20 protein-coding genes and 1 pseudogene are annotated in these 26,647 nt (G+C 61.9%); 17 read left to right on the top strand and 4 right to left on the bottom strand.

Features of this window, described 5'->3' with window-relative positions; genetic code table 11:
* The first annotated feature begins 137 nt into the window (after nt 1-137).
* A complete protein-coding gene (locus tag AC1VV3_RS05110; RefSeq protein ID WP_482962000.1) occupies nt 138-443 on the top strand; it encodes a hypothetical protein in 306 nt (101 codons plus the stop codon).
* Nucleotides 444-716: 273 nt separating this feature from the next.
* Here the strand turns inward: AC1VV3_RS05110 and AC1VV3_RS05105 are convergent, their stop codons facing one another.
* Nucleotides 717-2,081: a hypothetical protein gene (locus tag AC1VV3_RS05105; RefSeq protein WP_482961999.1), complete on the bottom strand. Its 1,365-nt coding sequence runs from the start codon at nt 2,079-2,081 to the stop codon at nt 717-719.
* Nucleotides 2,030-2,863 carry a trypsin-like serine peptidase gene (locus AC1VV3_RS05100; RefSeq protein ID WP_482961998.1) on the bottom strand — a complete coding sequence of 278 codons (834 nt, stop codon included), beginning with the start codon at nt 2,861-2,863 and terminating at the stop codon, nt 2,030-2,032. The genes AC1VV3_RS05105 and AC1VV3_RS05100 overlap by 52 nt, the downstream gene beginning before the upstream one ends.
* 321 nt (nt 2,864-3,184) lie before the next feature.
* Here AC1VV3_RS05100 and AC1VV3_RS05095 point away from each other — a divergent pair.
* From AC1VV3_RS05095 to AC1VV3_RS05050, 10 genes and pseudogenes are all read left to right on the top strand, one after another.
* Nucleotides 3,185-4,208, top strand: a pseudogene (locus tag AC1VV3_RS05095) (IS630 family transposase); the annotation flags it as partial.
* Between the two features lie 688 nt (nt 4,209-4,896).
* The gene (locus AC1VV3_RS05090; protein WP_482961997.1) at nt 4,897-6,855 is read left to right on the top strand and encodes a S8 family serine peptidase; all 1,959 of its coding nucleotides are present in this window, start codon (nt 4,897-4,899) and stop codon (nt 6,853-6,855) included.
* Between the two features lie 7 nt (nt 6,856-6,862).
* The gene (locus AC1VV3_RS05085; protein ID WP_482961996.1) at nt 6,863-8,194 is read left to right on the top strand and encodes an esterase/lipase family protein; all 1,332 of its coding nucleotides are present in this window, start codon (nt 6,863-6,865) and stop codon (nt 8,192-8,194) included.
* Nucleotides 8,191-9,267, top strand: coding sequence for a CHAT domain-containing protein (locus AC1VV3_RS05080; protein ID WP_482961995.1), 1,077 nt, complete (start codon nt 8,191-8,193; stop codon nt 9,265-9,267). The genes AC1VV3_RS05085 and AC1VV3_RS05080 overlap by 4 nt, the downstream gene beginning before the upstream one ends.
* A 179-nt stretch (nt 9,268-9,446) precedes the next feature.
* The gene (locus AC1VV3_RS05075) at nt 9,447-10,025 is read left to right on the top strand and encodes an RtcB family protein (RefSeq protein ID WP_482961994.1); all 579 of its coding nucleotides are present in this window, start codon (nt 9,447-9,449) and stop codon (nt 10,023-10,025) included.
* Nucleotides 9,908-10,174: an RtcB family protein gene (locus tag AC1VV3_RS05070; RefSeq protein WP_482962071.1), complete on the top strand. Its 267-nt coding sequence runs from the start codon at nt 9,908-9,910 to the stop codon at nt 10,172-10,174. The genes AC1VV3_RS05075 and AC1VV3_RS05070 overlap by 118 nt, the downstream gene beginning before the upstream one ends.
* A 68-nt stretch (nt 10,175-10,242) precedes the next feature.
* The gene (gene prfH, locus AC1VV3_RS05065) at nt 10,243-10,797 is read left to right on the top strand and encodes a peptide chain release factor H (RefSeq protein ID WP_482961993.1); all 555 of its coding nucleotides are present in this window, start codon (nt 10,243-10,245) and stop codon (nt 10,795-10,797) included.
* Between the two features lie 440 nt (nt 10,798-11,237).
* Entirely contained in the window at nt 11,238-13,052 is a 1,815-nt protein-coding gene (locus AC1VV3_RS05060; RefSeq protein WP_482961992.1) for a ParB/RepB/Spo0J family partition protein, read from the top strand.
* Between the two features lie 59 nt (nt 13,053-13,111).
* Nucleotides 13,112-13,339: an RNA polymerase sigma factor gene (locus AC1VV3_RS05055; protein ID WP_482961991.1), complete on the top strand. Its 228-nt coding sequence runs from the start codon at nt 13,112-13,114 to the stop codon at nt 13,337-13,339.
* Between the two features lie 32 nt (nt 13,340-13,371).
* The gene (locus AC1VV3_RS05050) at nt 13,372-14,343 is read left to right on the top strand and encodes a HEPN domain-containing protein (protein ID WP_482961990.1); all 972 of its coding nucleotides are present in this window, start codon (nt 13,372-13,374) and stop codon (nt 14,341-14,343) included.
* 21 nt (nt 14,344-14,364) lie between these two features.
* On the opposite strand, the gene AC1VV3_RS05045 is transcribed toward AC1VV3_RS05050, so the two are convergent.
* Nucleotides 14,365-14,727 (bottom strand): hypothetical protein, encoded by a 363-nt coding sequence (locus AC1VV3_RS05045; RefSeq protein ID WP_482961989.1) that lies wholly within the window; start codon nt 14,725-14,727, stop codon nt 14,365-14,367.
* A 347-nt stretch (nt 14,728-15,074) separates the two neighbouring features.
* Between AC1VV3_RS05045 and rlxS the strand changes: the two genes are divergently transcribed.
* The 3 genes from rlxS (at nt 15,075) to AC1VV3_RS05030 (ending at nt 18,169) form a co-directional block, all read left to right on the top strand.
* On the top strand, nt 15,075-17,180 hold the full coding sequence (gene rlxS / locus AC1VV3_RS05040; protein WP_482961988.1) for a relaxase/mobilization nuclease RlxS: 2,106 nt from the start codon (nt 15,075-15,077) through the stop codon (nt 17,178-17,180).
* A gap of 363 nt (nt 17,181-17,543) precedes the next feature.
* Complete coding sequence (locus tag AC1VV3_RS05035; RefSeq protein WP_482961987.1) at nt 17,544-17,963, top strand: hypothetical protein; 420 nt, start codon at nt 17,544-17,546, stop codon at nt 17,961-17,963.
* Nucleotides 17,964-18,043: 80 nt separating this feature from the next.
* Complete coding sequence (locus tag AC1VV3_RS05030; RefSeq protein WP_482961986.1) at nt 18,044-18,169, top strand: hypothetical protein; 126 nt, start codon at nt 18,044-18,046, stop codon at nt 18,167-18,169.
* A gap of 273 nt (nt 18,170-18,442) precedes the next feature.
* Here the strand turns inward: AC1VV3_RS05030 and AC1VV3_RS05025 are convergent, their stop codons facing one another.
* Nucleotides 18,443-19,297 (bottom strand): endonuclease domain-containing protein, encoded by an 855-nt coding sequence (locus AC1VV3_RS05025; protein WP_482961985.1) that lies wholly within the window; start codon nt 19,295-19,297, stop codon nt 18,443-18,445.
* Nucleotides 19,298-19,947: 650 nt separating this feature from the next.
* Between AC1VV3_RS05025 and AC1VV3_RS05020 the strand changes: the two genes are divergently transcribed.
* From AC1VV3_RS05020 to AC1VV3_RS05010, 3 genes are read left to right on the top strand one after another with little or no spacing between them, the layout of a single operon-like run.
* A complete protein-coding gene (locus tag AC1VV3_RS05020) occupies nt 19,948-22,446 on the top strand; it encodes an ABC-three component system protein (RefSeq protein WP_482961984.1) in 2,499 nt (832 codons plus the stop codon).
* A complete protein-coding gene (locus AC1VV3_RS05015) occupies nt 22,443-23,138 on the top strand; it encodes an ABC-three component system middle component 1 (protein ID WP_482961983.1) in 696 nt (231 codons plus the stop codon). The genes AC1VV3_RS05020 and AC1VV3_RS05015 overlap by 4 nt, the downstream gene beginning before the upstream one ends.
* On the top strand, nt 23,135-26,269 hold the full coding sequence (locus tag AC1VV3_RS05010) for an AAA family ATPase (RefSeq protein ID WP_482961982.1): 3,135 nt from the start codon (nt 23,135-23,137) through the stop codon (nt 26,267-26,269). Before AC1VV3_RS05015 ends, AC1VV3_RS05010 begins: the two co-directional genes overlap by 4 nt.
* Nucleotides 26,270-26,647: the final 378 nt, after the last annotated feature.

Genomic DNA, 26,647 nt, shown 5'->3' with positions numbered 1-26,647 from the left:
TGCACTCGACGTCGATCGTGCCGCCACCTTCGCGCCGCGGTCGGATTTTTCGCGGCTGATCGTCTTTTTTTCGTAGCGTCGGACCCATACCCGCAGTCGCTTCCGCCTTTGGGGGGATCGACTATCGCTACCACCAAATGATCGGCTTTTTCAGCGGCGAGGGCGGCGGCCTAACTTTGACACTAATTGATTGTTTGCGCGCCGACAGCGACACAAAGGGCTTTGGGCTCACGGGCGCGATGGCCCTGTGGAACTCAGTGCCTGAACCGCTCGGCATTTCCGAAAATCTGTTGGCCGAGCTCAACGAAGCGACCGAGCCCGACACACTGCCGCCGCCGAGGCGCATAGGCGACCGCGACTTTTTCCCTTTATTCCGTCGCATGAATGAGCAGCGCAACCTTCAGCTTTATGCCCGGATCAGCACCGCCCGACCGCCGCAGTGAGTTACAAAGTTACGCGACTTCGGCAGAATGCCCTGAACGGCGATCGAATCGATGATTCAGCCGCTTTAGGCTGGAAATCGTGCCGTGGCGCTCTTCGCGTGTCGGCAAAATAGGCAGGGAGGGCAGGAGGCAGGAACAACGGGTCCGCGCGACGACCTCGATATTGTGGCCTCCAGTTTTGAGCCTGTTAAGCTTATCCATCAGGCTCTCGCTCCACCCACCACGCTCCTTTGAAGCGTGGTCTCCTCGTACATCTCTGCCATTGCTACCCGGTCACGGGGGACACGCGTCAAAGCTCACAGCCTGGTAGTTGACCAGTTGCGCGGCGAGCGGCGGCACTTGGACGCCGAGCGAGTCGGCCTTGCTCGTGATGTCGACTTGCGCACCATAAAGTTCCGCTGCCGCGTTGGCGATGGCTGGCCGATCTGTGCTGCCCTTGAAGCCGCAGAATGCCGAGAACTTGGCCGTGAGTGTCGCGTTTGCCGTGGCAAGCGCCTTAAGGTTCGTGTCTCGATCCGTTCGTTCTGCCGCATTGGCCTGCCGAATTTTGACGGGATCGAGCGAATCGACAACGCTCCCACGGGATTCTTCCAGAATCTTCCCCATCGTTGCCGCGAATTTGCTGCCGGGTCGAACCTCCGTGATAACGATCGCGATCGAGGATGGCTTTATCGGCTTGGCCGTCCACCCGGTCGCTCCTTGAATGATGTTGCACGCCGCCGGATTGGTTGCAACGGGTGCGACTGGCGCGGGCGCCGCCTCTCCAGCAACAGTTCGCTCATTTCCAGCGAACGAGCCCTCTTGCGTTGCGCCGAGCGCCACGGGGTTATTGCCTGCTTGCATAACCGAAATAGCGCTATGCGGAGGACGAGAGGCGGCCTGTCGGCACCGAAGTGGATCTGGTACAAAAGGCATGGCGAACCATGTCGATGCAGCGAAACCGGTAGGATAGCGAGCGTCGGTGCTGCCGGGAGCATCGGCTGGCAGGAGGCGAAGATCAGCCTGATCCGAGGCCGCCACCTGCTTTCCGAGCTGAACTGTCACCGTCTGCGACTTGTCGGATCCGACTTGCGTGAACGTCAGCGTCGCGAACAGCTCCCGAGGGCGCCCGCCAGTGTCGCCTTCGGCCAGATTCGCCCGGTAGCGCAGCATTGTTGGCATCACCGCCAGAGCCGATCCATCCTCAGACGGTCGGAGATAGAACTCGACAACGAAATCTGCGCTGCTCAGCGGATCCGCGGCTTGAGCACCTTGCAGCGACCGAAGGTCGAGCCGAGCGATCTGGACACAGCGCGGACGGTATTCCAACGGCACATTGATAGCTTCAGTATGCGGCTGATCCGCGCCAGCCTTCGCGAGCGCGGCCGACACCAAGTCCACGCCAGCGCCCACTAGCTTCGGCACAAACGAAAGCGCTAGAGGTCCGAGGTTTAGGAATTCCTCTGGATCGCCGGGCGGTGGTGAAACGCACTCGCCGGCGGTCGCGAAGAAGGAGCCTCGACGAGATTCTGCCGCAGTCGCAGACACGAACAGGCTGACGTTGGTTAGTGTAACTGCCGTCGAAAGCGTTGCCAGAAGCTTTTTCGTCATGCGCATGTCGATGCTCCCTGCAATTTTGCCTTGGCCGACGCGATCCATTTCAACATCTCACCACCTACCCGTACCGCGCCGTTCGCAGGCCAGAGTTCATGCGGCGAGTCAATGCGACCTGACCTGTGGACGCCATGCAGGAACAATTGGCCGGTTTGGGCGAGACACAAGGGTGCCCCGCTTTCACCTTCCTCGGTGTCGACCCGATGGTAGATCATCCCCGGGCGCAGACCGGCGACGGTACCGGTTGCCCCTCTGAGGACCTGCGATCCACCTGGATAACCCGCGACGTCAAGCTTGCATGCTGGTCCGAACGCCGGGTCGGGTGCCTCAGCTGGTGTGAAGTGACGAGCGCCTACTAGACCTGCGTCCAGGCGGATCAGAGCAATATCCAGGTGACCTCTTCGGGTATCAGCTGCATAGTCGGCCGGCACGATCATGCGCGAGCCCCAGTCCGATAAATCGCCGGTGAGTGTAGGAAGACGTGCGTGGACCCGGCAAGCGTAGCCCGCGCGCCGTAAGCCAAAGGTCGGGCCGAAGATCATGTGCCCGGCAGTCAAAATGAGATCGTCGGCGAGGAGCGCCCCAGTGCCAACAGCCCTAGGCTGTCGGTCACCGACCCCGAAAACCTCAAGACGGGCAATCGCACCGAAGTACCGGGAGGCGGTTTCCAGATCATGAATTTGGCTGGTGTTAGTGAGAATGTCGTACTGGTAGATCGGATTTGGCGCGGGAGCTGCGGCTGGCTCTACCAAATTCCAGCCGTCTTGGTCGGCAGCGCTCTGCGTCCCGCCTCCCATGCCAGGATCGATCTGCTCTGGGCCGGACATATGTCTTACCCTTTAAAGTCATCGCTTCGATTGAACGGTTCACTTAGTCCGAGTGAAGATGTCATGCCGCCCAACTAGCTGCAAGCTATTTATCCAAGTTAAGCGACCGCCATATATATCGGACCGAAAATCACCCCGGTGATATTGCCATAGAATAAATCACCAAATCGGGTTGGCAGTAACCCCTAACTCGGTGCTGCCAGTCTAACCCGAACTAGTCTTCGGTGGATGCACTCATCTATTTGTCGCCGACCTTCAGCTGGCAGCGAGCGGCATTCGGCCAGTGCGGCCAAACGGCGTTCCTTGAATGTCTGTCTGTCGATGAGATGTCGTTTGTCTAACCTAATCAAGAACGATCGCGATGCGGTGCAGCAGCATGTGTGGCGTGCCGTGATCGGGCTGCTGACGAGCGACTGTATTCGCACCAACCAGATCATGCGGAGGACAGTAACGTCGAAGACCTGCGTATGGCGATGTCATGAGCGCTTATGCAAGAGCGAGTGGCGGGGCTGCTCCGCGAGGAGACTCGCCCGTCGTAGGTCCATCCCTTGGTTCTCAAGGTGAACGAACGGGCTGTTTCTCGGGAGCTTGAAGATCCGCCGGGGAGACGACACATCCGACGGCGCCAATGATGGCAACCGAGGTCGCGATCTGCATCAGTTCGGTGCAACGGATTTATCGAGCCCACAGCCTACAAACTCACCGGGCTCGCCAGGTCAAGCTTTCGAACGATCCAAAGCTTGATGAGAAGCTACGCGATGTCGTGAGGCTACTCGTCTCGCCGTCCGCGCACGCGTTCGTCCTGTGGTTAGACGAACAAAAACAGATTCATGCTTTGAAGCGCTCGCAGCCGGGGTCTTCCGCACAAAAAAGACGTACCGGAACCATGACCCACGATTGCAAGCGCAACGGCATGACTACGCTCTTTAGTGCGCTCAACGTTTGCATGGAGCCGTGATCGGCCGGAACATGTAGCGACACCTCCACCAGGAATTCATCCGTTTTCTGAACCTGATCAAAGCAGAGGTACTCGATTAGAACGTGATCCAAGTCATTCTCGACAACTAGGCCGCCCACGGCATTCCAGGGGTCGAGAATGTTCGGCCGTCACGTGCGGTTCACCTTCCACGCTACGCTAACCTCATGGCTGAACGCCGTTGAAGGCTTTTTCGCCAAGCTTACCGGCCGCGGCCTTAAATGTCGGGTTGTCCACTCGCTCGTCGATCTTCAGGCAGCCATTAACCGCTTCGTTGCCAAGCCTAATGAAAGTTCAAAGCCATTCGTCTGGACGTTCGATCCGGATAAAATTATAGCCGCCGTTAAGCGTGGGCAACAAGTCTTAGATCCCCCATTACTAGTACGCAAGGCGAATGCGTCACCCCCCGATCAAACCGAGACCTTTGCTGCCGATGTGTCGACTGAAATGCTCGCGAGGCCGTGACGGTCCGGCTCATCGGTTATCTCCAAGCCTATCCCCGCCCAGCGATAGTAGCCCACCATCCATCATTCACGGGCACAAAAGCTTGTCCTTTCACAAAGAAGATAAAATTTCTCCGTTTATCAAAATAAATTCTCTAATTGTTACTCTTGCGCATATTGTGTCGACACGGGCGAATGGTAGGTTCGTGGCTTCTTAAGTACAACTTACTATCGAGTCGCATCCCATTCGGCTGCCAGCTTCTTTCTGACGATTTGTGATGAGCAATTGAAAGGTTTCAGCGATGGTGGACATCAAGGTGATGGCATATCTTGTCACGGATGAGGATCGCGCCACCGCCGGCCGCGAACTTAAGGATATATCGCTGACCAACGCCTTTGCCCTTGGCACAACGACGCGGCAGGGCCTCCAGAAGCTCCGCGACGCTGGCTTAATAGTACGGGAGCTAAACCGACCGACTGGGAGGGCTCGATCAACAAGAGCGGAGACGCCGCGTTCGAATGACCTCACACGATCTGCCGCCCCGGGGCGCGCGCAATTCAGACTGACACCAACGCGATCTCACCAAGCCTTAGTGCCCGATAATGGCCTTGTCATGCTTATCGAAGTCGCGGGACCTTTATTGCCCGACTACAAAGAGGCAATTGCGGAGCTTGGCGGAAAGCTCATGGAAGGCTATGCCAACGGCTACTATTCGGTGTGGATCGCTTCGAAGAACGCCCAGCGCCTCGGTGAGCTCGACTTTGTATTGAGCTTGCGGGAATACGACCCTACAGATAGCGGCGCCACGTCCCCGCCGGCCTCAGCTCAGTCTGGACGCGCGATGCGCTCCGCCGTGGCGCCAACGATTGTCGATGTGCTTTGGGACATCCGGCTTCACCGGGCCGAGGATTTGCCGGCACTCGAAACCTGGTTGAGCGAACAAGGTATCGAAACGACAGGCTCATCCGCGCGCAAGGTCAGGATCGTCCTATCCTCGTCGAGCCCATACAAGAACGCAATTGCGGCGCTGCCCGTCGTCCAGAGGATTGAACGGTACGTGAAGCCCGTCCTCTGGAACGACCGAGCCGCTTCGATCATGGGGGTTCGTCTCCAGTCAGGCGCGCAACCCTACGATGGATCCGGCCAGCTTGTGGCAATCGCAGACACCGGCATTGACGTTTGCCACGTCGACCTCGCCCCCAATCTCGATGAGGCGGTCGCTTTGGGGAGGCTTGGAGACTTTAGCGATCCAAACGGCCACGGCACGCACGTTGCAGGCTCCGTGGCCGGTTCCGGTGCAGCCTCAGGAGGACAGATCAAGGGGATGGCCCCGGCCGCCCGGATCTATTTTCAGTCGTTGCTCGACGCCAAGGACGAACTTGGCGGCCTGCCCGTCGATCTCTCGAAACTCTTTCTACCGGCCTACGACAAAGGGGCGCGAATCCACTCCAACAGTTGGGGCGCGGCAACCCCTTCGACCTACACGGTGAACGCCGACGAGGTGGACGACTTCGTTTATCATCACCGCGACATGCTCGTTGTCGTCGCGGCAGGGAACGAGGGCAAGTCGGCCGGTAATATCAACGCCGCGACGGGGGTGGTGGACTGGCTGTCCATCGGATCTCCCGCTACCGCTAAAAATGCCCTGACAGTGGGCGCCTCCCGCTCCGATCGCTCCGACGGACCGACGGCGAGCTTAACGTGGCGCGACTTTCGGCGAGAGGACTTTCCCGATGCGCCAATCGCGAACCAGCATGTCTCCGGTGATCCTGATGCTATGGCCGCTTTCAGCAGTCGCGGACCATGTGACGACCGGCGAATCAAACCTGACCTCGTGGCGCCAGGTACCGACATCCTTTCGACCCGGTCGGCGATGGCGCCAGACAACAATTTTTGGGGAAATGACCCTGCGAACTCTGCCTATGCCTTCATGGGGGGAACAAGCATGGCGACCCCCCTTGTCTCGGGATGCGCCGCGTTGGTTCGTCAATACTTCTGCGGCCTGAACCACGAACCGTCCGCGGCGCTCTTGCGCGCAACCCTCATCAACGGAACCCGCTGGCTTGCCGGGGACGATGCCAACGCGAGCAGTACACCCGGGGGGAGATCCTCCGTGGGGAATTTCGATCAGGGCTTCGGCCGTTTGGACATGAAGACCACACTGCCCAATGTGGGGGGGGACTTTACGCTCCATTTTATCGATGACTGGCGCGACGCAACGCTATCCTTGGGGTCATCGGGCGATGCCCGGCGCTTTGACTTGAAAGTGAAGAAGGCATCAAGTCTGCGCATTTGTATAGCCTACACCGACTACCCGGGGCGAAGCCTGCAGAACAACCTAAACCTGTTCGTCCAGCCCCCCGGAGGCGGCGCCAAGCTGATGGGAAACGCACAGCTGCGCAATTCCCTCGGACTTCCGGACGTCGATAACAACGTCGAGGTGATCCGCTTGGCACAACCAGCCGACGGCAGGTACATATTGCAAGTCTCAGCGGCGAACATCCTACACGGTCCGCAGGACTTCGCGCTCGTGGTCGTCGCAGACGGCGAAACCTTCCTAACGGAAATCTGAGGCAACCATGCATCACATTGTATTTATTCCGGGGATCATGGGGTCACGGCTCGCTCTGTCGGATGGAAATGGCAACGACGAGGAAGTCTGGCCACCGTCAGTCGGCGAGGTGCTGACCGGTTATCGTCGCATTGACAAGCTGATCGACTCAAACGTCAGGTCCACCGGCATTTTAGAGCGGCAGTGCATCCCGTTCTACGGCCCACTTCTCGACGCGCTACGGGACGCTGGCGCGGACGAGAATAGCAACAGGCAGCGACTGCATGCCTGGCATTACGACTGGCGCAAAGATCTTTCCGAAACCGCGGTCGGGCTCAGGGTCAAGCTCGAGGAAATCGTCTCTGCGGACAACGAAGCGCGGATTTCGATCGTTTGTCACAGCATGGGAGGCTTGGTAGCGCGGGGATGCATCGAGGATCCCAAGAACGAGGCAGCGGCGTGGCGGGACCGGGTCGAGCTCGTCCTTTTCATTGCAACCCCACATCAGGGCGCTCCCCTCGCCTTGAGTCGTATTCTTGGCATTGGCGGCTCCAGCAGCGGCCTTAACGCCAAGCAGCTGAGAGTGCTTGCAAATCACCCTAGTTATCCGTCTGGCTATCAATTGCTGCCCGACGAGGACGAGCCGGTCGCCTGGCGCCTTGATGGACTCGATGCCTTCGCAGGGCAGACTCTGGGCCAAATAGCTTCAGACCCAGCGAATGGACTCACGGCTGAGAGCCTTGCTGCCACACGGCAGTTTCGCACCAAGCTTGATCAGTCGCGGCGCAATTTGGCCTGTCGCTATTTCTCCGTGATTTCCGCCTCCCATGCCACCGTGTCGAGGTTCGACGCGAAGGGGCAACTCTACGCGCAGGTTCAGCCCAAGAACTCCGGCGACGGAACAGTGCCAGTACGCAGCGCGGCGGCGCTTGCTGTGCAAACGGGCTTTGTCGTCGCCGATCATGTCGGTATTGCCAAGCACGAAGATGTGATCACTGTCGCACTCGTGCTGTTAGGATTGAAAAAGGCTGGTCCTGTGCCCATGGAAATCGGCCTTAGTAAACCTGTCCTTTCCGTGAGTCCCATGGTGTCGGCAGCCGATGAACCTTGGGAGATCGTAATCGCGCTTCCTCACGGCAGCTCGGGGATCAACGGCGAAATCCAGATCGTTCCCGACGCGGCGGGCGGGCACACCCAAACTATCCCGCTCGAGCTGTCCGCCGCGGGAATAGCAACCGTAGTCATAGATGGCCCTGAGCTCATGCCGGGCCTGTATGACATTGTGCTGGTGGCTGGCGGAGGAACGTTGGACAGTCGCGCCTTGCTGGTCAGCCGCAGCGTGGGGGAGCCCGACCAATGAGAGTTCTCTACATCGCCAGCAACCCTGTCAGCCGCTCCACGCTTCAGATCGAGGAGGAGGCCAACGAACTGCAGGACAAGATCGATGCTGTGCTGACATCAGGCACGGTCGATCTGCGCATTTACTCGAAGCTTCGCGTCACTGATCTCCCGCAGACGATCGCCAAGGTGAAGCCCGACGTCATACATTTCTCCGCACACGGCGAGTTCGATGGGATCGTCCTTTCTCACGGCGATCAAGAAGTGACGTTAAGCGGACCAAATTTGGCGGCCATAATCCGAGCTCTGGATTTTCGGCCCCGGCTCATCGTTGTGAATGCCTGTTCGTCTGAAGAGGTCGCCAAGGCACTCGTTTCCGTTGCCGACTTCACGATCGGCACGACAGCACCGATCACCAACGCTGGCGCCATTGTAATGGCGGCTACGCTGTATCAACACTTGGCCGCTTCTTCCACTATTCAAAGTGCCTTCGATTCGGCGCAGGCAATGCTGGACGGCGTCGATGAGGGAGCCGTACAAACCCGCCTTTTCCCCGCGCCAGGACTTCTGGCATCGGACATCAAGCTCAATCAGAACTTTCGGATCCTAGCATGCCTGCCTGCTCTCGATGCAGCCATTAAACAGGGTACGACGCCGCCAGACTTCCTGAATACATCGATCGAGGTGCAGTTTGGTGTCGCTGACGCGCCAGCAGCTTCAACGCAGATCGTCTTCTTCACCGACGATAGCACAGTGCAGCCCAGGGAAGGCCGATCGCTCGAGGAGGCTCGCAGCTGGTTATTGGACTATCGCCCATATCGGGGCGAATTGTTCATCGATCCGTTTTTTTCCTATTGGGGCGACATGCAGTGGTTCGCTACCGTGGTCACGGCCGAGGCCGGATACTTCACCGCCGCAGCGACTACCTGCGAAGCATTGGAGAAGTACTACTTCAAGGAGAGGTACCCCGGTACGCTTAATGAGACCCAGGCCGCTTCGGTACGTAGCGCGCTCGTCTCACTTCGCGCGCACGACGGGAGTCGGCGTGCGACCTTCACCCTTAGCGGAAAAGAATCGATGATCAAAGAGGCTTAAACTGCGACTGAAGTCGCCTCCTGACCACGCGCAACCCGTAGCATGTCTTTTCGGTTTGCGCCGGGCCAGAAACCACCGATTTGAATGGCGCTTGGGAGGAGTAGTCGTTGAAAAGAATCCCATCGCCTGACCGACCGGATTCGCCAGCGCTGCATTTCCGGATGCGGAAGTCCGTCCAGATGAGCGGACAATCGATTTTGGACCGCTGGCCGTGGCCGGTTAGGAGATCGAGGCCTGACGCGCGCGCCGGTCGTCAGGAGGAGGACTGCGTCTGGATGATGGTGCATAGCGGTTCGCGCGGTCTTGGCTATGCGATACTGCAGGAGCAGATCGCGCGCGGATTGGACAAGGGGTTTTCCGCGTCGAGTTCGGATGCCCAGGTCCATCTCCTGCAGCATGATCAGGCGCTGGAATGGGCGGTTCTCAATCCGCGGATCATTGCCTCGCGCTTCTTCGAGGCCCTAGGCGTATCCGGGCGGTGCATGGTAGATATCTGCCACAACAGTGTGACAACGCATGATAGTGGCTGGCTGCACCGGAAGGGTGCCGCACCGGCCGATCGAGGCCTGGTGACGATCCTCGGTTCGCGCGGCGATTTCAGCTATTTCGTCGAACCGGTTCCGGAGCGGGCCGGGAAGCGCTGTGTTCGCTTGCCCACGGGGCCGGGCGCAAGTGGAGCCGCAAGGACGCGCATGCGCGTCTCTCGCGGCGCTACCGTGTGGCCGAGCTGCAGCGCACCAGGCTGGCCAGTCACGTGATCTGCGAGGATCGCCGGTTGATCTTCGAGGAGGCGCCGGAAGCCTACAAGGATATCGGATCGGTGATTGCCGATCTGGAGGCAGCGGGGCTTGTTCGTGTGATTGCACGGCTGCGTCCGTTGCTGAGCCACAAGACGAGGGCGGCATGAACGAAGTGATCCTTCATTACACATCGGGCAAAGGTCCGCGTGAATGTCGGTAGGCGCTGGCGCAACTGGTGCGCGCTTTCCTGAAGGAGGGCGCGCAGTGCGGGGTTTCCTGCGAACTGCTTGAGGCGGGCGAGGATCTGCCTGCCTCCCTGCTCATGCGCGTCAGCGGCGAAGGCGCTGAAGCCTTTGCCGGGGAGCGGGTCGGTTCGATCCTCTGGGTCGGCGACAGTCCATTCCGTCCCGGGCATCGGCGGCGCAACTGGTTTGTCGGCGTTGCCGTGGCTCCCGAGAGTGAAGCGGTCAGCGACTTCAAGGACCAGGACGTCGACTATCAGGCCATGCGGGCCAGTGGCCCTGGAGGCCAGCATGTCAACAAGACCGACAGCGCCGTGCGGGCCGTCCACCGCCCCAGCGGTCTGGTGGCAACGGCACAGGAACAGCGATCGCAGCATGCGAACCGCAAGCTTGCCCGGCTCAAGCTGGTTCTGATGCTGGAGGAGCGGCGCGGGAATGCGATGGATGATCTTCGTCAATCGCAATGGTCGGCGCATCAGCATCTCGAGCGGGGCAATCCGGTGCGTACTTATGTCGGGCCTCAGTTCAGGTTGAAGGCAGTGAGGTAGCGGCAGTCCGGGCGCGTGGTGTTTCTTCGCTGCGCGCCCGGATTGTCGTTGCTGATCGGATTTCGAGCATCGGTCGGCTGTCCCGCGCATCCGCGCGGCCGGGCTCTATCTCGCTTGCGCTCGACCGAGCCGCCTTCCGGCGTCTCGTCCCTTCGGGTAGCGATCCCTGACAGGGGGCGCGGCCTTGCGGCCTTGCCATGCGGTCATCGCGCATGCGCGCGATGGCGCTTGAGTGGCCTGCCGGCTGGCGGGGTGGGCGTCGCTCATCCTCTAGGCCCGCCGCGGCCCGGCGCAAGGCGAGCGATGCTCGCCTCCTCCATTCCATTGCGGCCCTGCGGGTGCACCGCGCCTCGTTCGGCGTGCCTGGCGGAACGCTCCTGCCGCCCACCCCGCCGTCCGGCGGCCAATGTGCGGATAGAAAAGTGAAGGAGTGAAGGACAATGGAATTGAAGCACATCGAGCTTGCCCGTCTGTCGGTCTCCGGCCTCAACATGCGCGGCACCCGCAAGGCCTGCGATATCGCAAACATCCTGCCCTCGGTTCGGGCGCGAGGGGTCTTGGTGCCGCTCATCGTTCGTGAACTGGTTGGCCGAGCCGGGGATGGGAGCGGCGGAGGCGACGGGGGCGATCATTCTCCCGCCTATGAAATCCTTGCCGGCAAGCGCCGCTATCATGCCGCGCTGACCGTGGCCGAAGAGGGCGGGGGCATCGAGGACCTGCCCTGCGCGGTGCTGGAGGCGGGAGACGACGCGGCGGCGCTGGAAGCTTCGCTGATCGAGAACATCGCCCGGCTCGATCCCGATGAAATGACCCGTTGCGAAACCTTCGTGCGGCTCATGCGGGAAGGGCGCTCGGTCGAGGACGTGGCCTTTACCTTCGGGCTGACCGCCTTGCAGGTGAAGCGGACCCTGGCCTTGGGGAATCTGGTCTCCCGCCTGCGCAATCTCTACCGAGCCGAGAAGATCGATCCCGTCTCGCTGCGCCATCTCACCATGGCCTCCAAGTCCCGGCAGCGGGAATGGCTGATACTGTTCGACGATCCCAAGGCCTATGCGCCTACTGGTTCGGCCTTGAAGGCGTGGCTGTTCGGGGGAGCCTCGATCCCGGTTGGCGAGGCGCTGTTCGATGTCGAGGGTTACGACGGCGAGATCGTCGCGGACCTGTTCGGTATCGAGCGCTATTTCGGCTGTGCGGAGAGCTTCTGGACCGCGCAGATGGAAGCGGTCGAGGCCAAGGCCGAAGACTTGCGCCAGCATGGCTGGAGCGATGTTGTCGTGATGGGCCGGGGCGAGGCCTTCCATTCCTGGGAGCATGAGCGCATGCCCAAGTCCAAGGGCGGGCGGGTCTACATCGCCATCGGCCATCGCGGCGATGTGACCATCCACGAGGGCTATCTCGCTGCCCGGGAGGCCCGGCGGCTGGAACGCGGGGAAGCGATCGAGCGTCCGCAGCGCCCCGAAGTCTCGAGCACGGTCAACGCCTACATTGACCTGCACCGGCATGCGGCAGTGCGGGCGAAGCTGGCGGATGATCCGGGTCTGTCGCTGCGGGTCATGATCGCCCATGCCATCGCCGGTTCGCCGCTGTGGCATGTGCGGATCGAGGATCGGCGCGCGCCGAACGATGCCGTGGGGGAGAGCGTCGAGGGCTGCGCTTCCGAGGCGGCGTTCGATGCCAAGCGGCGGCAGGTTCTGGCCATGCTGGGCCTTGATGCCGAGGCCTCCACCGTCAGCGGGAGTGATCCCGATGGCAGCGGTATCGGCGGATTGCTGGTGCGGCTGATCGCGCTCAGCGACGAGCAGGTCATGGCGGTGCTGGCTGTCGTCATGGGCGAGACGCTAGCGGTGGGAACCTCACTGATCGACCTGCTGGGGCAGCACATGGGCGTGGACATGGCGGCGGTCTGGCAGGCGGATGACGTCCTGCTTGATGCCGTCCGGGACCGCGAAGTCATGAGGCACCTGCTGGCCGAAGTGGCTGGCGAAGCGGTAGCCACCGAGAACGCCAAGGCCATCACCAAAGTCCAGTGCGGGATCATTCGTGACTGCCTTGCGGGCGAGCATGGACGGGCGAAAGTCGAGGGCTGGGTGCCGCGCTGGATAGCATTTCCGGCGACAGCCTACACGCCTCGTGGTGGGGTTGGCAGTGCCGAGAGGTCGGAGCGGATCGCCGCGCTCGTTACGCCCGAAGCGGATAGCGAAGGGGAAGCCGAGCAGCCCTGCGTCCTCACGCAGGTGATGCCGTTCGCGGCCTGACCCGGAATTCCCGGCGGTCTTCGTGCTGCTGGGCTTTCCCTCCACCGGAGACATGGACAATGGATCAGGAACCCGACCCCAAGCGGCTGGCGCGTATCGAAGCAGCGCTGGCCCGGTTACCGGCGATGGAGCGGCAAATCTTCCTCGCCATGCGCCTCGACGGTATGGATATCCGCGAGATCGCCCGCCGGACCGGCCTTTCGAAACGGCAGGTTCAGAAGCGCATCGGCGCCGCTGTCAAGGCGCTGGGACGAAGTCTTGCCGAGGACGATGAGAGGCATGGCTAGCCAGCGCCCCGCGATGCACATGGCCGGTCCCAGTGGACCGGCCATGTCATTTTGCGCTTGGCATCGAGCGCGTTAGCGGCGAATCTATACCCATGAAACAGAGCCTCGCTCACCTGCCCGAAGGCAAACGCGCCGAGCTTGCGCATGTGGTCGATGTCATCCGCCGTGGCTTCGAATTCGCGACCGCCCGGCGTAGCAAGCCGCACCTCCGAAAGGGCAAGCTGCTCAAGATCATCCTGTTCGGCAGCTATGCGCGCGGCGACTGGGTCGAGGACCCCATCGGCCGCTATTTCTCTGATTACGACCTGCTTGTGGTCGTCGATCACGAGGACCTGACCGACGTCAACGAGTTCTGGGATCGCACCGAGAAGCGCCTGCTGGCCGATCTTTCGGACGGCACGGTCCTGCGCACCCTGGTGGCGCCGATCTATCACAGCTTCGACGACGTGAACGAGAAGCTGGCGCTCGGGCGCTACTTCTTCATGGACATCCTGCGCGAGGGGATCGTGCTGTTCGAGGAGCCGGAACACTCGTTCGTTAAGCCCAAGCCGTTGCCGAAAGACAAGGCTTTGCAGGAGACGCAGGACTACTTCGAGGAGTGGTTCGAGAGCGCTGACACGTTCTTGAAAACGAGTAAATTGGTGCGGGAAATGCAGCGCCCGAAGGAGGCCGCGTTTCTTCTCCACCAGGCAACAGAACGCCTTTACCACTGCCTGTTTCTAGTGCGCACGCTCTACTCCCCGAAGAGCCACAACCTCAACAAGCTGCGTGATCTGGCAGAGGAAATCGAACCGGCGATGCGCACCGTCTGGCCGCGCACCACCCGCTTCGAACGGCGCTGTTATTCCCTGCTGCGCGACGCCTATGTGAAGGGCCGCTATTCCCGCGAATACGTCATCACCGAAGAAGAACTCGACTGGATCGCCGGTCGGGTCGTCGTGCTTCAGGATCTCGTGCGCCAGGCCTACGAAGCCCGCCTCGAAAAGCTCTCCCGCGCCGCCTGATGGGGGCGGCGCGGCGCCGCGTCATGCGGCTTCGCTCACCTCGATATCCAGCGTCAGTTGCAGCACGTCATCGCCGTCGATGACGTGCTCGAGCCGCAGGGTTTCCGCGCCGCAGGCGAGCGTGATCCAGTCGAATTTCCAGTCCATTTCGATCGCTTCACCGAGCCCTTGGCGCGTGAATTTGACCATCGCGGCGCCCTCGCTGGCGATGGCAAACCGGCAGGCGGGACCGCCTGGAATCCAGTGTCCTCGCACCAATGTGCCGTCGGAAAACGCGAGCGAAAAACCCTCGATCTGTCCGCGTGCAGGCACATCGAGAACGGTCTCGATATCGCCTGTTAGCACCAGTTGGTGACCCGCCCTCGATTCAATTCGCACGCCCATGATCTGCTCCCTTTCGCGACTCGCTGGATGATCCACGAGTGGAACATATAGCGAACAAATGGAGCGGCGTCATGGAGATGATAGCGGGTGGAAAACGGCGAATTTTGGTGCTTTGGGAGGCGGGGTGCCGGAAAAGGGCGAATATGCAAGATAAAGCGAAGCTTCGCTTCTTGGCCCTTTGGGTGCCATGTCCTTGTCTGCACATCTTTTTTGGAGGAGGCGGATTGTCTCGCGGCGTGCGAGCGAGGGAGACAATTGCAGTGTCATGATGCCGGTGAGCCGCAGCAAAGCTGGGCTTTTCCGCGAGATACTTGAGACAGGGGCAGGGGGCTCGCCATATCGTGGGCATGCCCAACGATGACGACCGCTTCGAGCCTCGCCTCAGCCGCTCCCGTCGCGACAGCGGTGGCATTGGCAGTGGCAAGACCGCGGGCCGGGGCCTGCGCGGCAAAGTCCTTGAGCAGGTCGCGCGGCGCGGCGGCAATCCGCGTGGCAGTGGCGCGTCGTTTGCTCCGGCAAAAGGCAAGGCATCCGGGCGCTTCAATGCGCGCGGTCGCGGGGCGAAAGTTGCGGCCAGTTTGCCGGGCGGGTCCGGGTGGTCGTTCGATCATGATAGCGGCATTCGCGTGCGGCCGCGCCGGGTGACGGTGAAGGCGCGGGTGGTGAAGCTCGCGGGCAAGGCGGCGGCGGTGCAGAAGCACCTCGGCTATCTCGAGCGCGACGGGGTCACCCGCGACGGTGAACCGGCGCGGTTCTATTCCACCTTTACCGACGAGGTCGACGGCCAGGCCTTCGCCGAGCGCGGGCAGGACGATCGCCACCACTTCCGCTTCATCGTTTCGCCCGAGGACGGGCCCGAGTTCGAGAACCTCAAGTCCTTCACCCGCGATCTCATGGCGAAGATGGAGCAGGACCTGGAAACGACGCTCGATTGGGTGGCGGTCGATCACTTCGACACCGGCCATCCGCACACGCATATTCTCGTGCGCGGCAAGACCGAGGACGGCAAGACCCTCAACATCGCCGGCGACTATATCGCCCACGGCATTCGCGCCCGCGCTTCCGAGATCATGACCCGTGACCTCGGTCCGCAAAGCGAGATGGAGGTGCGCCAGCAGCTCAGCCAGGAAGTGGATGCCGAGCGGCTGACCCGGCTCGACCGGACTATCCTCGCCCAGACCAGGGACAACGTTGTCGACCTCACCCACATCGAAGGCCCGATGGCGGGGGATGCCGCCCACCAGCAGCTGCTTGTCGGCCGGGCCCGGGTGCTGGAGCGGATGGAGCTTGCCGAGAAGACCGGGCCGCTGACCTGGAAGCTCAATTCCGACATCGAGCAGACTCTCGGCGACATGGGGCGGCGCGGAGACATCATTCGCACCCTGCACCGGGAGATGACGACCGGGAAATGGCGCAGCCTGCCCAGCCTGAAACTGGCGCCGGAAGTCGATTCCCGACCGATGGTCATTCATGGGCCTTCCGATCGCAGGACTGGCGATCTCGAACAGACCCGCGAGCCGATCATCGGCAAGGTGATCAAGCGCGGCGCGGCGGACGAAGATCACGAGCGGCGCTATCTGGTCGTCGATGGGATCGACGGACGGAGCCACTACGTCGATATCGGTGGCAACGCGGAGCCCACGCCGATTGGTTCACTGGTCAGGCTCGAACCGAAGCAGGCAGCCCTTCGCGTGTCCGACACCACCGTGGTGGAGGTCGCGGCGGCGAACGGAGGCCGGTACAGCGTCCAACTTCACCTCAGGCACGATGCCAATGCCACGCAGACTTTTGCCGAGGCACATGTACGGCGGCTGGAGGCGATCCGCCGCGCCACCGGCCGTCTCGACCGCGAGCCCAGCGGCGAATGGAACATCGCGCCCGATCACCTCGACACGGTCATGGCCTACGAGCGCGGCAAGGAGAGGGCCGAGCCTTTCCGGATCGAGGTGCTCTCGCCCAAGTCCATCGAGCACCTGGCCGGCGTGCAGGCCGAGACCTGGCTCGACCGCGAGTTGGTGGCGGATAACAAGCACGAGATTGCAAGCGAGGGCTACGGCGGCGAGGTGAAGAAGGCGCTGGACCTGCGCCGCCAATGGCTGATCGAGCAGCAACTCGCATCGGCCGAAGGAACCGAGGTGATCTACAACCGGAACCTGCTGCGCATCCTGCGGGAGCAGGAGGTGAGGGCGGTCGGCGCCCAGATGGCAAGGGATCTTGGTATCCCGTTCGTGGAGGCGGAAACCGGCAAGCGGATCGAGGGCATCTACCGGCGCAGCGTTGATATGGTTTCGGGGAAGTTCGCGGTCGTCGAGCGCAGCCGTGACTTCACGCTCGTCCCCTGGCGCCCGGAGCTGGAAAAGCAGGTCGGCAAGAACGTCTCGGGCGTCGTCCGCGAGGTGGGCGGGGTGAACTGGACGATCGGGCGGCAGCGGAGCGCGCCGGGGATTTCTTGAGGCAGGCGGTATCGGCGGTACCCGGCCGCAGCGAGAAAGCGGTTGACCACATTGTCCAAAGTTGGCCGTTCCGCGCCGTTCCGCGCCGTTCCGCGCCGTTCCGCGCCGTTCCGCGCCGTTCCGCGCCGTTCCGCGCCGTTCCGCGCCGTTCCGCGCCGTTCCGCGCCGTTCCGCGCTGTTCAACGCCGTTCAGCGCACTTCCCGCCACGGATCTCTGGGCGGACAATATCCGCCGATGACCGATAAGCGCCCACAGGCACCCTTCCTGCACGGAATGGATGCAGCGACAATCACGGTGGATCGCTTGCTCGAATTTTCGGCGCCAAAAGGACGGCCTGGGTTAGCCAGATCGCGAGGACCTTGATGAAAACGTACAAGACCCGCCACCAGCTGTTTCTCCCGGAGGACATGAGCCGCCGTCTGGCTCATCTCGCGGGCACATCGGGCAAAGCGCGTTCCGAAATCCTCGTGGAGGCATTGGATGCCTGGTTCAACCGCCGCGAGGCGCCGAAGGACAATGAGGTCATTGGTTCGCGGCTCACGCGGATCGAGCGTCAGCTTGACTGGCTGCGCCGCAACGAGGGCCTGGTCTGGGAAATTATCGCTCGGATGGTTCGCCACCAGTTGATCGTGGGCGCGCAGGCGCCAATTTCGAAGGAGGCGGAGGCCGCTGGGGCAAAGCTCTTTGCTACGCTCATCGATGAAGTTGCTGACCGGCTGGCCGGTGCAGCCACGGAAGAAAGCGCAGATCCCGCGATCCGTAAGCTGAGGTCGTTCCAGTGAGTGGGTCAGATACCAGATTTAGATCCGACGGTCCGCACTATTCCGAGCCGCTTGCTGTTCGCATTCCGGAAGCTTGTCGGATGATCGGCATTGGAAGATCCAAACTATATGAACTGATCGCGGACGGAACCATACAAATCGTTAAGATAGGCAGCATCACCGTCATTCCGGTGGGACAACTGCGTGCACTGGTGGAGAGGAAATGAGACGCTGTTTTCCTGACTGCCTATAATCCCGCCATAGGGGGGGCAGGTTTCTAAGGCGGCCTAAATGGCAGCAAATGGGACATTCGCGACAGTCGGGTTCGGAGCGATGACACCAGGATAACGGACATCGCAGGCTTAATGAGCCGACGTCGTTGCCGCCGACGTAACTGTCGCTGGGCGGCCGCGCGACGCGCCTAGATAGCCGCCGTTAGTTCACCACTGGGTACCGGCTTGGAGGCAGCAGCACCGCGGCCCATAACAATCGATCATGGGTCACAGCTCGTAGAGATGAAGCCCCATTGCGGTGCCAAGCGGGTACCAGATATTTTGCCAGCGAACCTTTGCGAGCTCCGTCCCCACAAAAGCGGTTTCGTCGTTTCCCTTTCGTAGAAGCTTGCCTCCCGACAGGAACTCGAATTTCTGATCGCCGAAGACGCTGTCGCTTAGCTTAGCGGGCAGCACCGACCGGAGCGGAAGCACGTAGATGGGATCATCCGCCACCAAAAAAAACTCGTCGAATAGGTGGGCGTAGCTCTCCATGTGGAACCCAAGTTCGGACGAATAAAGGTCATCCGTCACGATGTTGATCCGGACCTCGCCCTTGTCGTACTCCGTCGTCTTTCCGTCTAATGCCTTGAGGTAGTGCTCTTCCTCCGGCGGAAGGAATACAAACGCGGTGATAAAGGACTTCTCGTGCAACCAGCCCACGGCGTGGGTGATGAATAAATCGAGACTGGGGAGCTGCAAATTTTTTTCAGGATAGAGGTTCTGATAAAATCGCTTTGCCTTCGACATCTGGCGGATCAGAAATTGGTAGTCGATGTACAGCACGCGATACTTCGCAGGCGCACGTTGCATGCGCTCCTTGTAAGTCTCTCGCACCTCGCGCACGCACGCGGCTGGGTCGCGATTGATCTCCCGTCCGGTGAACCGAATGACCGAATAGCCAGCCCGCGTGAGATATCTCTGTCTGATCGCGTCTCTCTCGAGTTGCTCTTTGGTTGAATGATATGCGTGACCATCAAGCTCGATGATCAGCCGGGCATCCTTCAGGATGAAATCAACGCGATATCTTGCGTGCTTTTCAGCGTCTCCGAACCAATGCTCGCTCTCAATCAGGTCGGCCAAGTCGCCGAGCTCAGCTGAAAATTGCTTCTCGATGTAGGATGGACCTCGGTCTCGATACCAAGCTGGAGGCGATTTTGGTTGTCCGGGATAACGCATGGATGTCCTGAAGATGATAGGTAAGTCGGGTTGAGTCTATAGGATGGCAATGAGGGCTGCGAATAACCCTCATCGCTTCGGGCGGTTCTGGAATACTTCAAATTTGTACGGGCCCGACATTGCTTCTTGCTGATTTTTCACTGAGAATTAGCTATTTTTCACAGGATGTGAGGGACGGTCGGATCAGAGCCTCAGGGAACAGCTGCCGGCAGGCAGCCTTCGACGGTTTGAAGAGGAACTTGTATCTCTCATGTGACAAGGTCGGCATTAGGGTCTGCTGCTGATAACTGCCCATTACGGCGTAGGTCCAGATGCTCGGTATAAGCAGAAATGTGTGAAGTTGGGCGGCAGGCATCAAGTCGGGCGTACATTGACTTAGCGAGGCTCATCAGAATCTTGCGACATCCCGGGTTTCTCCCCATAAGCGAGTGCGCCGGCTGTCGCAGCGACGCGGCCGGAAGGGGGGAGCGGATTGTCGACCATGTGTGCGGGAACTCAGGCCACTGTCTTGGTGCCGGTACGGCAAGCGCGCATGTCGGCGGGAGCGCGCTGCGTTGGCTGACGCTCTGCTTGCCCAAGACATTGTAGACGGCGCGACAGTGCGCGACCGGCCGAACCTGTTCGTGATCGGCAGTTTCGACCGGCGTATCACCTTCTACTCCCAGCAAGTGCGGGCGCTGTCGCTGATCCACGCATTAAAGGAACTCGGCTATCTCCACGCCAATCCGCGGATCGCCGTCATTGGCGGGGGGGCGGCCGGAGTCACCGCTGCAGCCGCCGCCGCGCTCATCACCGGGTCGCAGGTCGTCCTTTTCGAGTCGGCTGATGCACTGCTGCCCCTGCAGTCGACGACTGATCGCCGACGGCTCGATCCGCATATCTACGATTGGCCAGCGCACTACACGACCGACCCCATCGCTGACTTGCCGATCCTGGACTGGGAGTCCGGGACGTGCCGCGCCGTGCGCGACGATGTTTTGCTCGGGTTCGAAGACATTGTCGTCAGGCTGGCGCCGCGCCTCGAGCGACGGCTGCGCCATCGGGTCACCGGGCTGACGCGGACAGCGGACGGCTATCAGCTCGATATCACCGAGCTCAATGCCCCGGCGATAGGCGCGGAGCTGCACGAACAATTTCACATGGTGTTTCTTGCTGTCGGGTTTGGGCTTGAGCCCGGCGAGCCGATACCGTCGATACAAAGCGCCAGCTACTGGACCGATGCCGGCGTTCCGGTTGCCGAGTTCGCAGGCCGGCCGACCCCGCGGTTCTTCGTCAGCGGTGCGGGGGATGGCGGCCTAATCGATTTCGTGGCCGCGGGAGCGCGCGATTTCGATCATGCCGGGATGATCCGGCTGATCTCCGAACATCCTGGCATCGCGGCGCTGAAACCGGCCCTTGCCGCAATCGACGTGCGCGCCCGCGCCGAGGATGCCAATGGCGCCCGCTTCGATTTCTTAGCCGCCTATGACGCCGAGCTGCTGCAGCCGCTCACTGATATCGGCCTCGTTGCCGCAGTCGCCCAGCAACTGCGACCCGGCGTGCAGCTGACGTTCCAGACCCCGCATGCCGAGCTGTTCGACGTCTCCACGGCAACGCTCAATCGGCTCGCCGCCTACCTCACCATCAAGGCGTGCGCCGGTGACGCCCAGCGGTCGTTCCGGCATCTCCATTGCGGTGTCGTTGCACGGATCGACGCCCCCAATCCAGCTCCGGACGTTGCCCCGTTTTGGCTTGATTGCGCCGGGGAGACGGTCGCGGCGGATGCGGTGATCGTTCGGCGCGGCCCCCAGCGCGATGTGGTGCGAGCGCCCTTTGCCGCGCACCTGGCGAGTTTCGACGTGACTCATAAGGAATGGCTTGCCCGCCACGGCGAGGCGACGCTCGTCCCGAAATTGTCGGCATCAGCACGGTTCTTGTTCAGGGAAGCGGCACGCAGTGCGAATATCCTCGCGCCGCGGCTGCAACGGCTGGCAGCGAATCAGCTTCCCATATCTGTGCAACTGCTGTGCGAAGGCGCGAACATCCGCTGGTCCGGCCCGGTTCCGGCGGACCAGCTCATACGATCGTGGAGCGAGCAACAGCCTTTCGAGATCATATTACCCGATGCTCCCGACCAGCTGGGCGCCGTCGCAGGCGCGGTGCTGCGGGTCGCCTGCCATAGCGGCAATTGCCGGATCCACGCCGCGCCCGGACTGTGGAGCCAGCTCGTCCGCGAGCTCAGCCTGGAATCGCCGCATGCCGAAGGGATGGCGATGCCGGCGATCGTCGCCGGCAATCCCGGTGGTGCTGCCCAGGATCCGGTCTCGCTGCCGTCCGACATTCTGGCGCGCCGGATCCACCGCTCGCTCGATGCCTGGCTGCTCGAGCGCCTGGACGCGCATCTCCAGCCGTTCTTCGCGAGCAACGCCGATCCCGGCCGCCCGATCAACGTGAAGATCGCGCAGGATCTTCGCGATGCAATGGCCGCGACATGGGCGGTCTGGCATGCGTCGTTCACCGATGACCCGGCACTGCTCAATCACTTCCTGCGCCTGATGATTTGCGCGGTCGACGAGGATGACCATCGTGACGCGGCACAGATCCTGGTCGGTCCCAGCAAATGGCCAGTGATCCTGCGCGGTACCGCGGTCGCGCTCGCCATCGCCGCAGCCTGGGACGCGACGTCGCCGAAAAGCGCCAGACCGGGTAATCTGGTGCGCCTGCGTGACGGCGATAGCGAATGGGCTGGTCATGGCTGCGCGGCCGATATGATCAATGGTGACGAGATGTCACTGTGCGCCGCATCCTTCATGTGGCAGACCCAGTTCGTCATCCTCGTCGTTAAAACGGCCATCGAGATCAGCCGGATCGCCGAGCGGCCATTTGCGCAGATCGACACCGACCAGCCTGGGCTTAGCGATACGGGTGGCTCTGGTCCGGTGATCATGTCGATCAGTCGCGATTTCATCGACGCGGCGGCGGCCGGCCTGGCCGAGCTGCGTACTTTGCTGGCAGCAGTCGAGGCGCGGCATTTCGAGGTGCTCGAGAAGACGATCATGAAAGGCGCGGCATGACCGAGAGTGCGACGGTGTCACCCGGACTGGCGGACTTCGCGGAGCGGCTGCGCAGGGCGGCGCTGGCGCTTGACCTTGAGGTGGAGGATCGGCCCGAGCTGGCGAGCGCGACGTTCAATGGCGGATCGACCAAGTCGACGACGCTCAGTCCGACCGATCTGCCGGCAGAGAGCCATGCGATCCGGATCGACCGCTTCAACATCGTGCTGGGCATCCTCCCCGAGGTTGCTGCGATGGAAGCGGTGCTTGAGACGCTGCGGCGCTGCCGCAACCAGTGCGTCGTCGCACGCTCGTTCCTCGGGACCAACGAGACGCTGGATCTTCAGCTGATGCTGCTCGGTCCCCGCGCGAGCGAGCGGCAGGAAGCTTGGCGCGCAATGGCGTTGATGGTCGAACGCGATGACCGGGTCGCGCGCAAGCTGGCATGGCTGCGACCCGAAGATCCGCTGAATGACGAAGAGAGTTTCGCCGACTTCCTCAAGCGCACTTTCCTTGCCCGGCCGTGGGTCCATGCTGACGGCCAATTTGAGGACGTGGCGCTCGACGCGCTGAGCGGGACGGGTGCAACCGCGCCGGGTCTGCCGCGGACGACGGCGGACGAATGGGAGCGGATCGCGCTCGACGAGAAGAAGACACCGGATGATATTGTCGCGGCGTTGGTCAAATCCTGGGAGCGGAGGGGACAGGCATGAGCGAGATTTTTCTCTCCCGCATCGCGATCAGAGACTTCCGGACCTTCGGCGACTTCGCGATAGACATTCCAGCAGCACCCGGTCTTGTTCTGCTCACCGGGACCAACGGCCTCGGCAAAAGCAGTTTCTTCGATGCGATCGAATGGGGGCTGACCAACAAGATCCGGCGGTTCGAACCTTATATCAACAAGGGTCGCAAGAAGCTTGTCGAGAAGGACTATCTCACGCGCCGGGGCGCCGAGCCCGGATCGCATAGTGTCGCGCTGACCTTCTCGGACGGGGACGCCGTCGAGCGCAGCACCGCCGGCGGGACGTCCATGGCGGACATTGTCGCGCAGCTTGCGCAGCCCGATCGCCGCACGATCAACGATCTTGGGACCTATCTCGCCCTCACTCATTTCCTTGGCCAGGCAGCGCAGCAGCGGTTCACCAGTCGCGACCCGCAGGACCAATGGCAGGCGCTCAAGGGACCAAGCGGCATCGACCGACTCGAACGGATCCGCGCAGGGTTGCGCGGGCGACCGACCATCGCGGCTTTCACACGAAGGCTCGACGCCGAACAGGCCGTCGTTGCTGCTCTCGATCGGGAAATTGCCGATTGGCAGGGATGGATGACACGGCTCGAGCGGCTCCGCGCGACCGCGCGCGCCACGGGCGTGTTGACGGCCGACGAAGTCGCTGCGCGGATCGACCAGGTCGAGCGCGACCTTCAACAGCTTGCGGCAGGTCAGCCGATTGCCTTCACTGGCGAAGGCGTCGCGGCGCGCCTCGCAGCGCTCGGGGACCGGATCGGTGAGGCATTGCGGACCGCCGGTGAGCGCAGGATGGCTTTGGAGGCGCTCTCCGACATGCCCGCGCAGTTCGCGGTCAGCCAGGCGGAGGGACGGCTTGACCATCCAACGCTCGTCCGGCTGCGCAGCGTCATCAGCGATGCGCAGGCGCGGCTCGATCGGGCATCGCCGCTCGTGGGTTCCGCCAATGACGCAGTGACCGCGCAGAATGCCGCGATAGCCACGATCGACCAGAATATTGTAGTGCTCGATGCGGCACGAATCGATCTCGCCCGCCGTGGCCAATTGGCCGCGCTGGTGTCGACCGAGCAGGAGGATCGAACGGCGCTTGCCGACGCGATCGCGGCGTACCGCACCACGATGGCGGAAGCCGACGCAACGATTAACCAGTATGGCGAGGCCAGTGCCGAAGTCGCACGGCTACGGAGCCTAGCCGCGTCGGCCCGCGCGCTCAACGAGGCGATGGCGGATTGTCTTGATCTGGAAGGCCAGTTCGGCGCCGCCGAGGCCGCATTGGCGCAGGGACGTGAAGCCGCCGCGCGTGCTTCGGCGGAACTGACGCCACTCGAAAAGCAGCTGGCAGAACTCGACGGCAAGATTGCCGACGCGCAGCGCGAACGCGCCGAGGCCGACCGTCACGCGTCGGCGATTAGCGCAGCCTTGTCACAGCTTGCCAGTCACATCCATGAGGACGACACCGACTGTCCGGTGTGCCGCACGCAATTCGAAGCGGGCACCCTGAAGGCGCTTGCCGACGCAGCGGCGTCGGGGAGCGACCATCGCCTCGCAAAAGCCGATGACGCGCTTGAATCCTTGCGTGCCACCCGCCCGGCGCTCAGCGATGAGATCCGTCGCCTTCGCGGGATCGTGGCGGCGGTCGACGGACTCGAACGGAGCGCGAGAGCCGCCGCCGACGCCGTGACAAATGCGCGCGCCAGCATAGCCCAGACGCTCGCGACGACGCCCGAAAGCGACCTTGCCGCGCTGGCCGCGGCCCGATCGCGTGATGCGGATACTGCGCTTGCAGCTGCAGAGGTTGCGCTCGAACCCTTGTCGGCGAACGCGGCGGCAGCGACCGAACAGCGGTCGAGCGTTGCAGCCGATCTCGAGGATCTGACCACGCGCGACAGTCAGTCCGGAACACGACTGGCGCAGTATCAGGCAGAGGACAAGGCGTGCGCCGATCGCATCGCCGCGCGCAATCTGTCGAACGCCACGATCGGTGAGATCGAGGCCAGATTGACGGCGGAGCGCGAGCGCGGCGAAGACGCGCGGGGTCGTCTGGCACAACTGACCGAGGCGGCGAGCACCGCCAACGCAAATGTGCAGCGCGAACAGGCGGCACTTGACCTTGCGCAGCGCGAGCTTGCTGCGGCCGAGGTGACGCGCGGGACCTCTGAACAGGCGGCGCGGCAGATGCAGCAGCGCTGGACGCGCGCTGGCCTCAACGACATTCCTAGCCAGGCGGACTATGATCGCGGCCTGTCCGCCATCGACGCGGTCCTGACGGGGTTACGGTCCCTCGCCGAACGCCAGCTCGTGCTTGCCCGCGACAATGAAGATGCGCTGCTACAGGGCGAAATCGACGAGATCCTCGCGTCGATGCGGGTGACCGGAGGCGACGATTTCGTCAAGGATCCGACGGCGTATCTGGCAGCGCTCAAAACGAAAGTCGAGGCAGCGCGGGCGGCGGTCAAACTCACGACTGCGGCGCGCAATGCGGTGAAGCGCTATTCGGAGGATCTTCAGAAGCAGGCGGACGATTTTTCGGCGCGAGTGCTCGATCCGCTCAATACGGTGATCGACGACTTCAACGAGGCGATGCTGAGCACGCCGGGTGAAAGCATTCAGTTCAAGGCCGATACGAGGGTCGATGCGACCAGCTTCGGGATGGCGCTGCGCTACCGCGAGAAGGTCGACAATGCTATCGAGACGAAGAAGGATCTGCCTCCGCAGGTCGTGCTGAGCGAGGGCCAGCTAGCCGCAAACGGTTTCAGCATCCTGTGCGCGGCGAGCACGGCCTATCAGTGGTCACGCTGGCGTGCGCTGCTTCTCGACGACCCGCTGCAGCATAACGATATCATCCACACGGCCGCCTTTGTCGATGTGATGCGCAACATGGTCGAGCTGAACAGCTATCAGCTGATCATGTCGAGCCATGACCGCGGCGAGAGCGAGTTCATCGCTCGCAAATTCGATGCGGCCGGGCTTCCCTGCGCCACAGTCTTGTTGACGGCACCGTCGGATAAGGGCGTGGTTTGGAACGCGCCAGAGTATAACCAAGCCGCAGCGCGGATTTTGAGGCGGGACGCACAGCTCCCGACCGTAAGTAGCGCCTGACGTGGCTGAGAAGCCGCAAATTTAAATGCGATAAGCGCTTCAGCGTCAATGACCTTACGACCGCTTTCGGGATCGCACCGACCCCGCTTGAACGGCTAGAACTAGGGCGCTTAACTGCTGGACGGCTTTCCGCTGAGCGAATCGAAGGTTGTGGCGGAAGATGCCGTTCTACGCCCGATCGACGAACGGCGTATGTTTGGTCGCGACCTGCCGGTTACCGGACAGTCTGCACCTAGGAACGCATATTTGGCTGCGGAACGACCGCGAAGGATCGGTTTTCCCGAGCGCCGAACGCCGCATCGTGGGACAGAGTCGCCGTTCGCGGTGTCGCTACCAAACAGCTGGTTTACTGGCATAACCCGCCGGTGGTCTGTTGAG

This window comes from Novosphingobium sp. BL-S-34, assembly GCF_056857015.1.
This window is presented reverse-complemented; position numbering and strand designations above follow the sequence as displayed.

Coding starts and splice junctions, on each gene's coding strand:
- AC1VV3_RS05085 (WP_482961996.1), top strand. CDS start 6,863: ATGCATCACATTGTATTTATTCCGGGGATCATGGGGTCACGGCTCGCT.
- AC1VV3_RS05110 (WP_482962000.1), top strand. CDS start 138: ATGATCGGCTTTTTCAGCGGCGAGGGCGGCGGCCTAACTTTGACACTA.
- AC1VV3_RS05055 (WP_482961991.1), top strand. CDS start 13,112: ATGGATCAGGAACCCGACCCCAAGCGGCTGGCGCGTATCGAAGCAGCG.
- AC1VV3_RS05100 (WP_482961998.1), bottom strand. CDS start 2,863: ATGTCCGGCCCAGAGCAGATCGATCCTGGCATGGGAGGCGGGACGCAG.
- AC1VV3_RS05015 (WP_482961983.1), top strand. CDS start 22,443: ATGACCGAGAGTGCGACGGTGTCACCCGGACTGGCGGACTTCGCGGAG.
- rlxS (WP_482961988.1), top strand. CDS start 15,075: ATGCCCAACGATGACGACCGCTTCGAGCCTCGCCTCAGCCGCTCCCGT.
- AC1VV3_RS05090 (WP_482961997.1), top strand. CDS start 4,897: ATGCTTATCGAAGTCGCGGGACCTTTATTGCCCGACTACAAAGAGGCA.
- AC1VV3_RS05030 (WP_482961986.1), top strand. CDS start 18,044: ATGATCGGCATTGGAAGATCCAAACTATATGAACTGATCGCGGACGGA.
- AC1VV3_RS05035 (WP_482961987.1), top strand. CDS start 17,544: ATGAAAACGTACAAGACCCGCCACCAGCTGTTTCTCCCGGAGGACATG.
- AC1VV3_RS05080 (WP_482961995.1), top strand. CDS start 8,191: ATGAGAGTTCTCTACATCGCCAGCAACCCTGTCAGCCGCTCCACGCTT.
- AC1VV3_RS05060 (WP_482961992.1), top strand. CDS start 11,238: ATGGAATTGAAGCACATCGAGCTTGCCCGTCTGTCGGTCTCCGGCCTC.
- AC1VV3_RS05010 (WP_482961982.1), top strand. CDS start 23,135: ATGAGCGAGATTTTTCTCTCCCGCATCGCGATCAGAGACTTCCGGACC.
- AC1VV3_RS05075 (WP_482961994.1), top strand. CDS start 9,447: ATGAGCGGACAATCGATTTTGGACCGCTGGCCGTGGCCGGTTAGGAGA.
- AC1VV3_RS05105 (WP_482961999.1), bottom strand. CDS start 2,081: ATGGATCGCGTCGGCCAAGGCAAAATTGCAGGGAGCATCGACATGCGC.
- AC1VV3_RS05045 (WP_482961989.1), bottom strand. CDS start 14,727: ATGGGCGTGCGAATTGAATCGAGGGCGGGTCACCAACTGGTGCTAACA.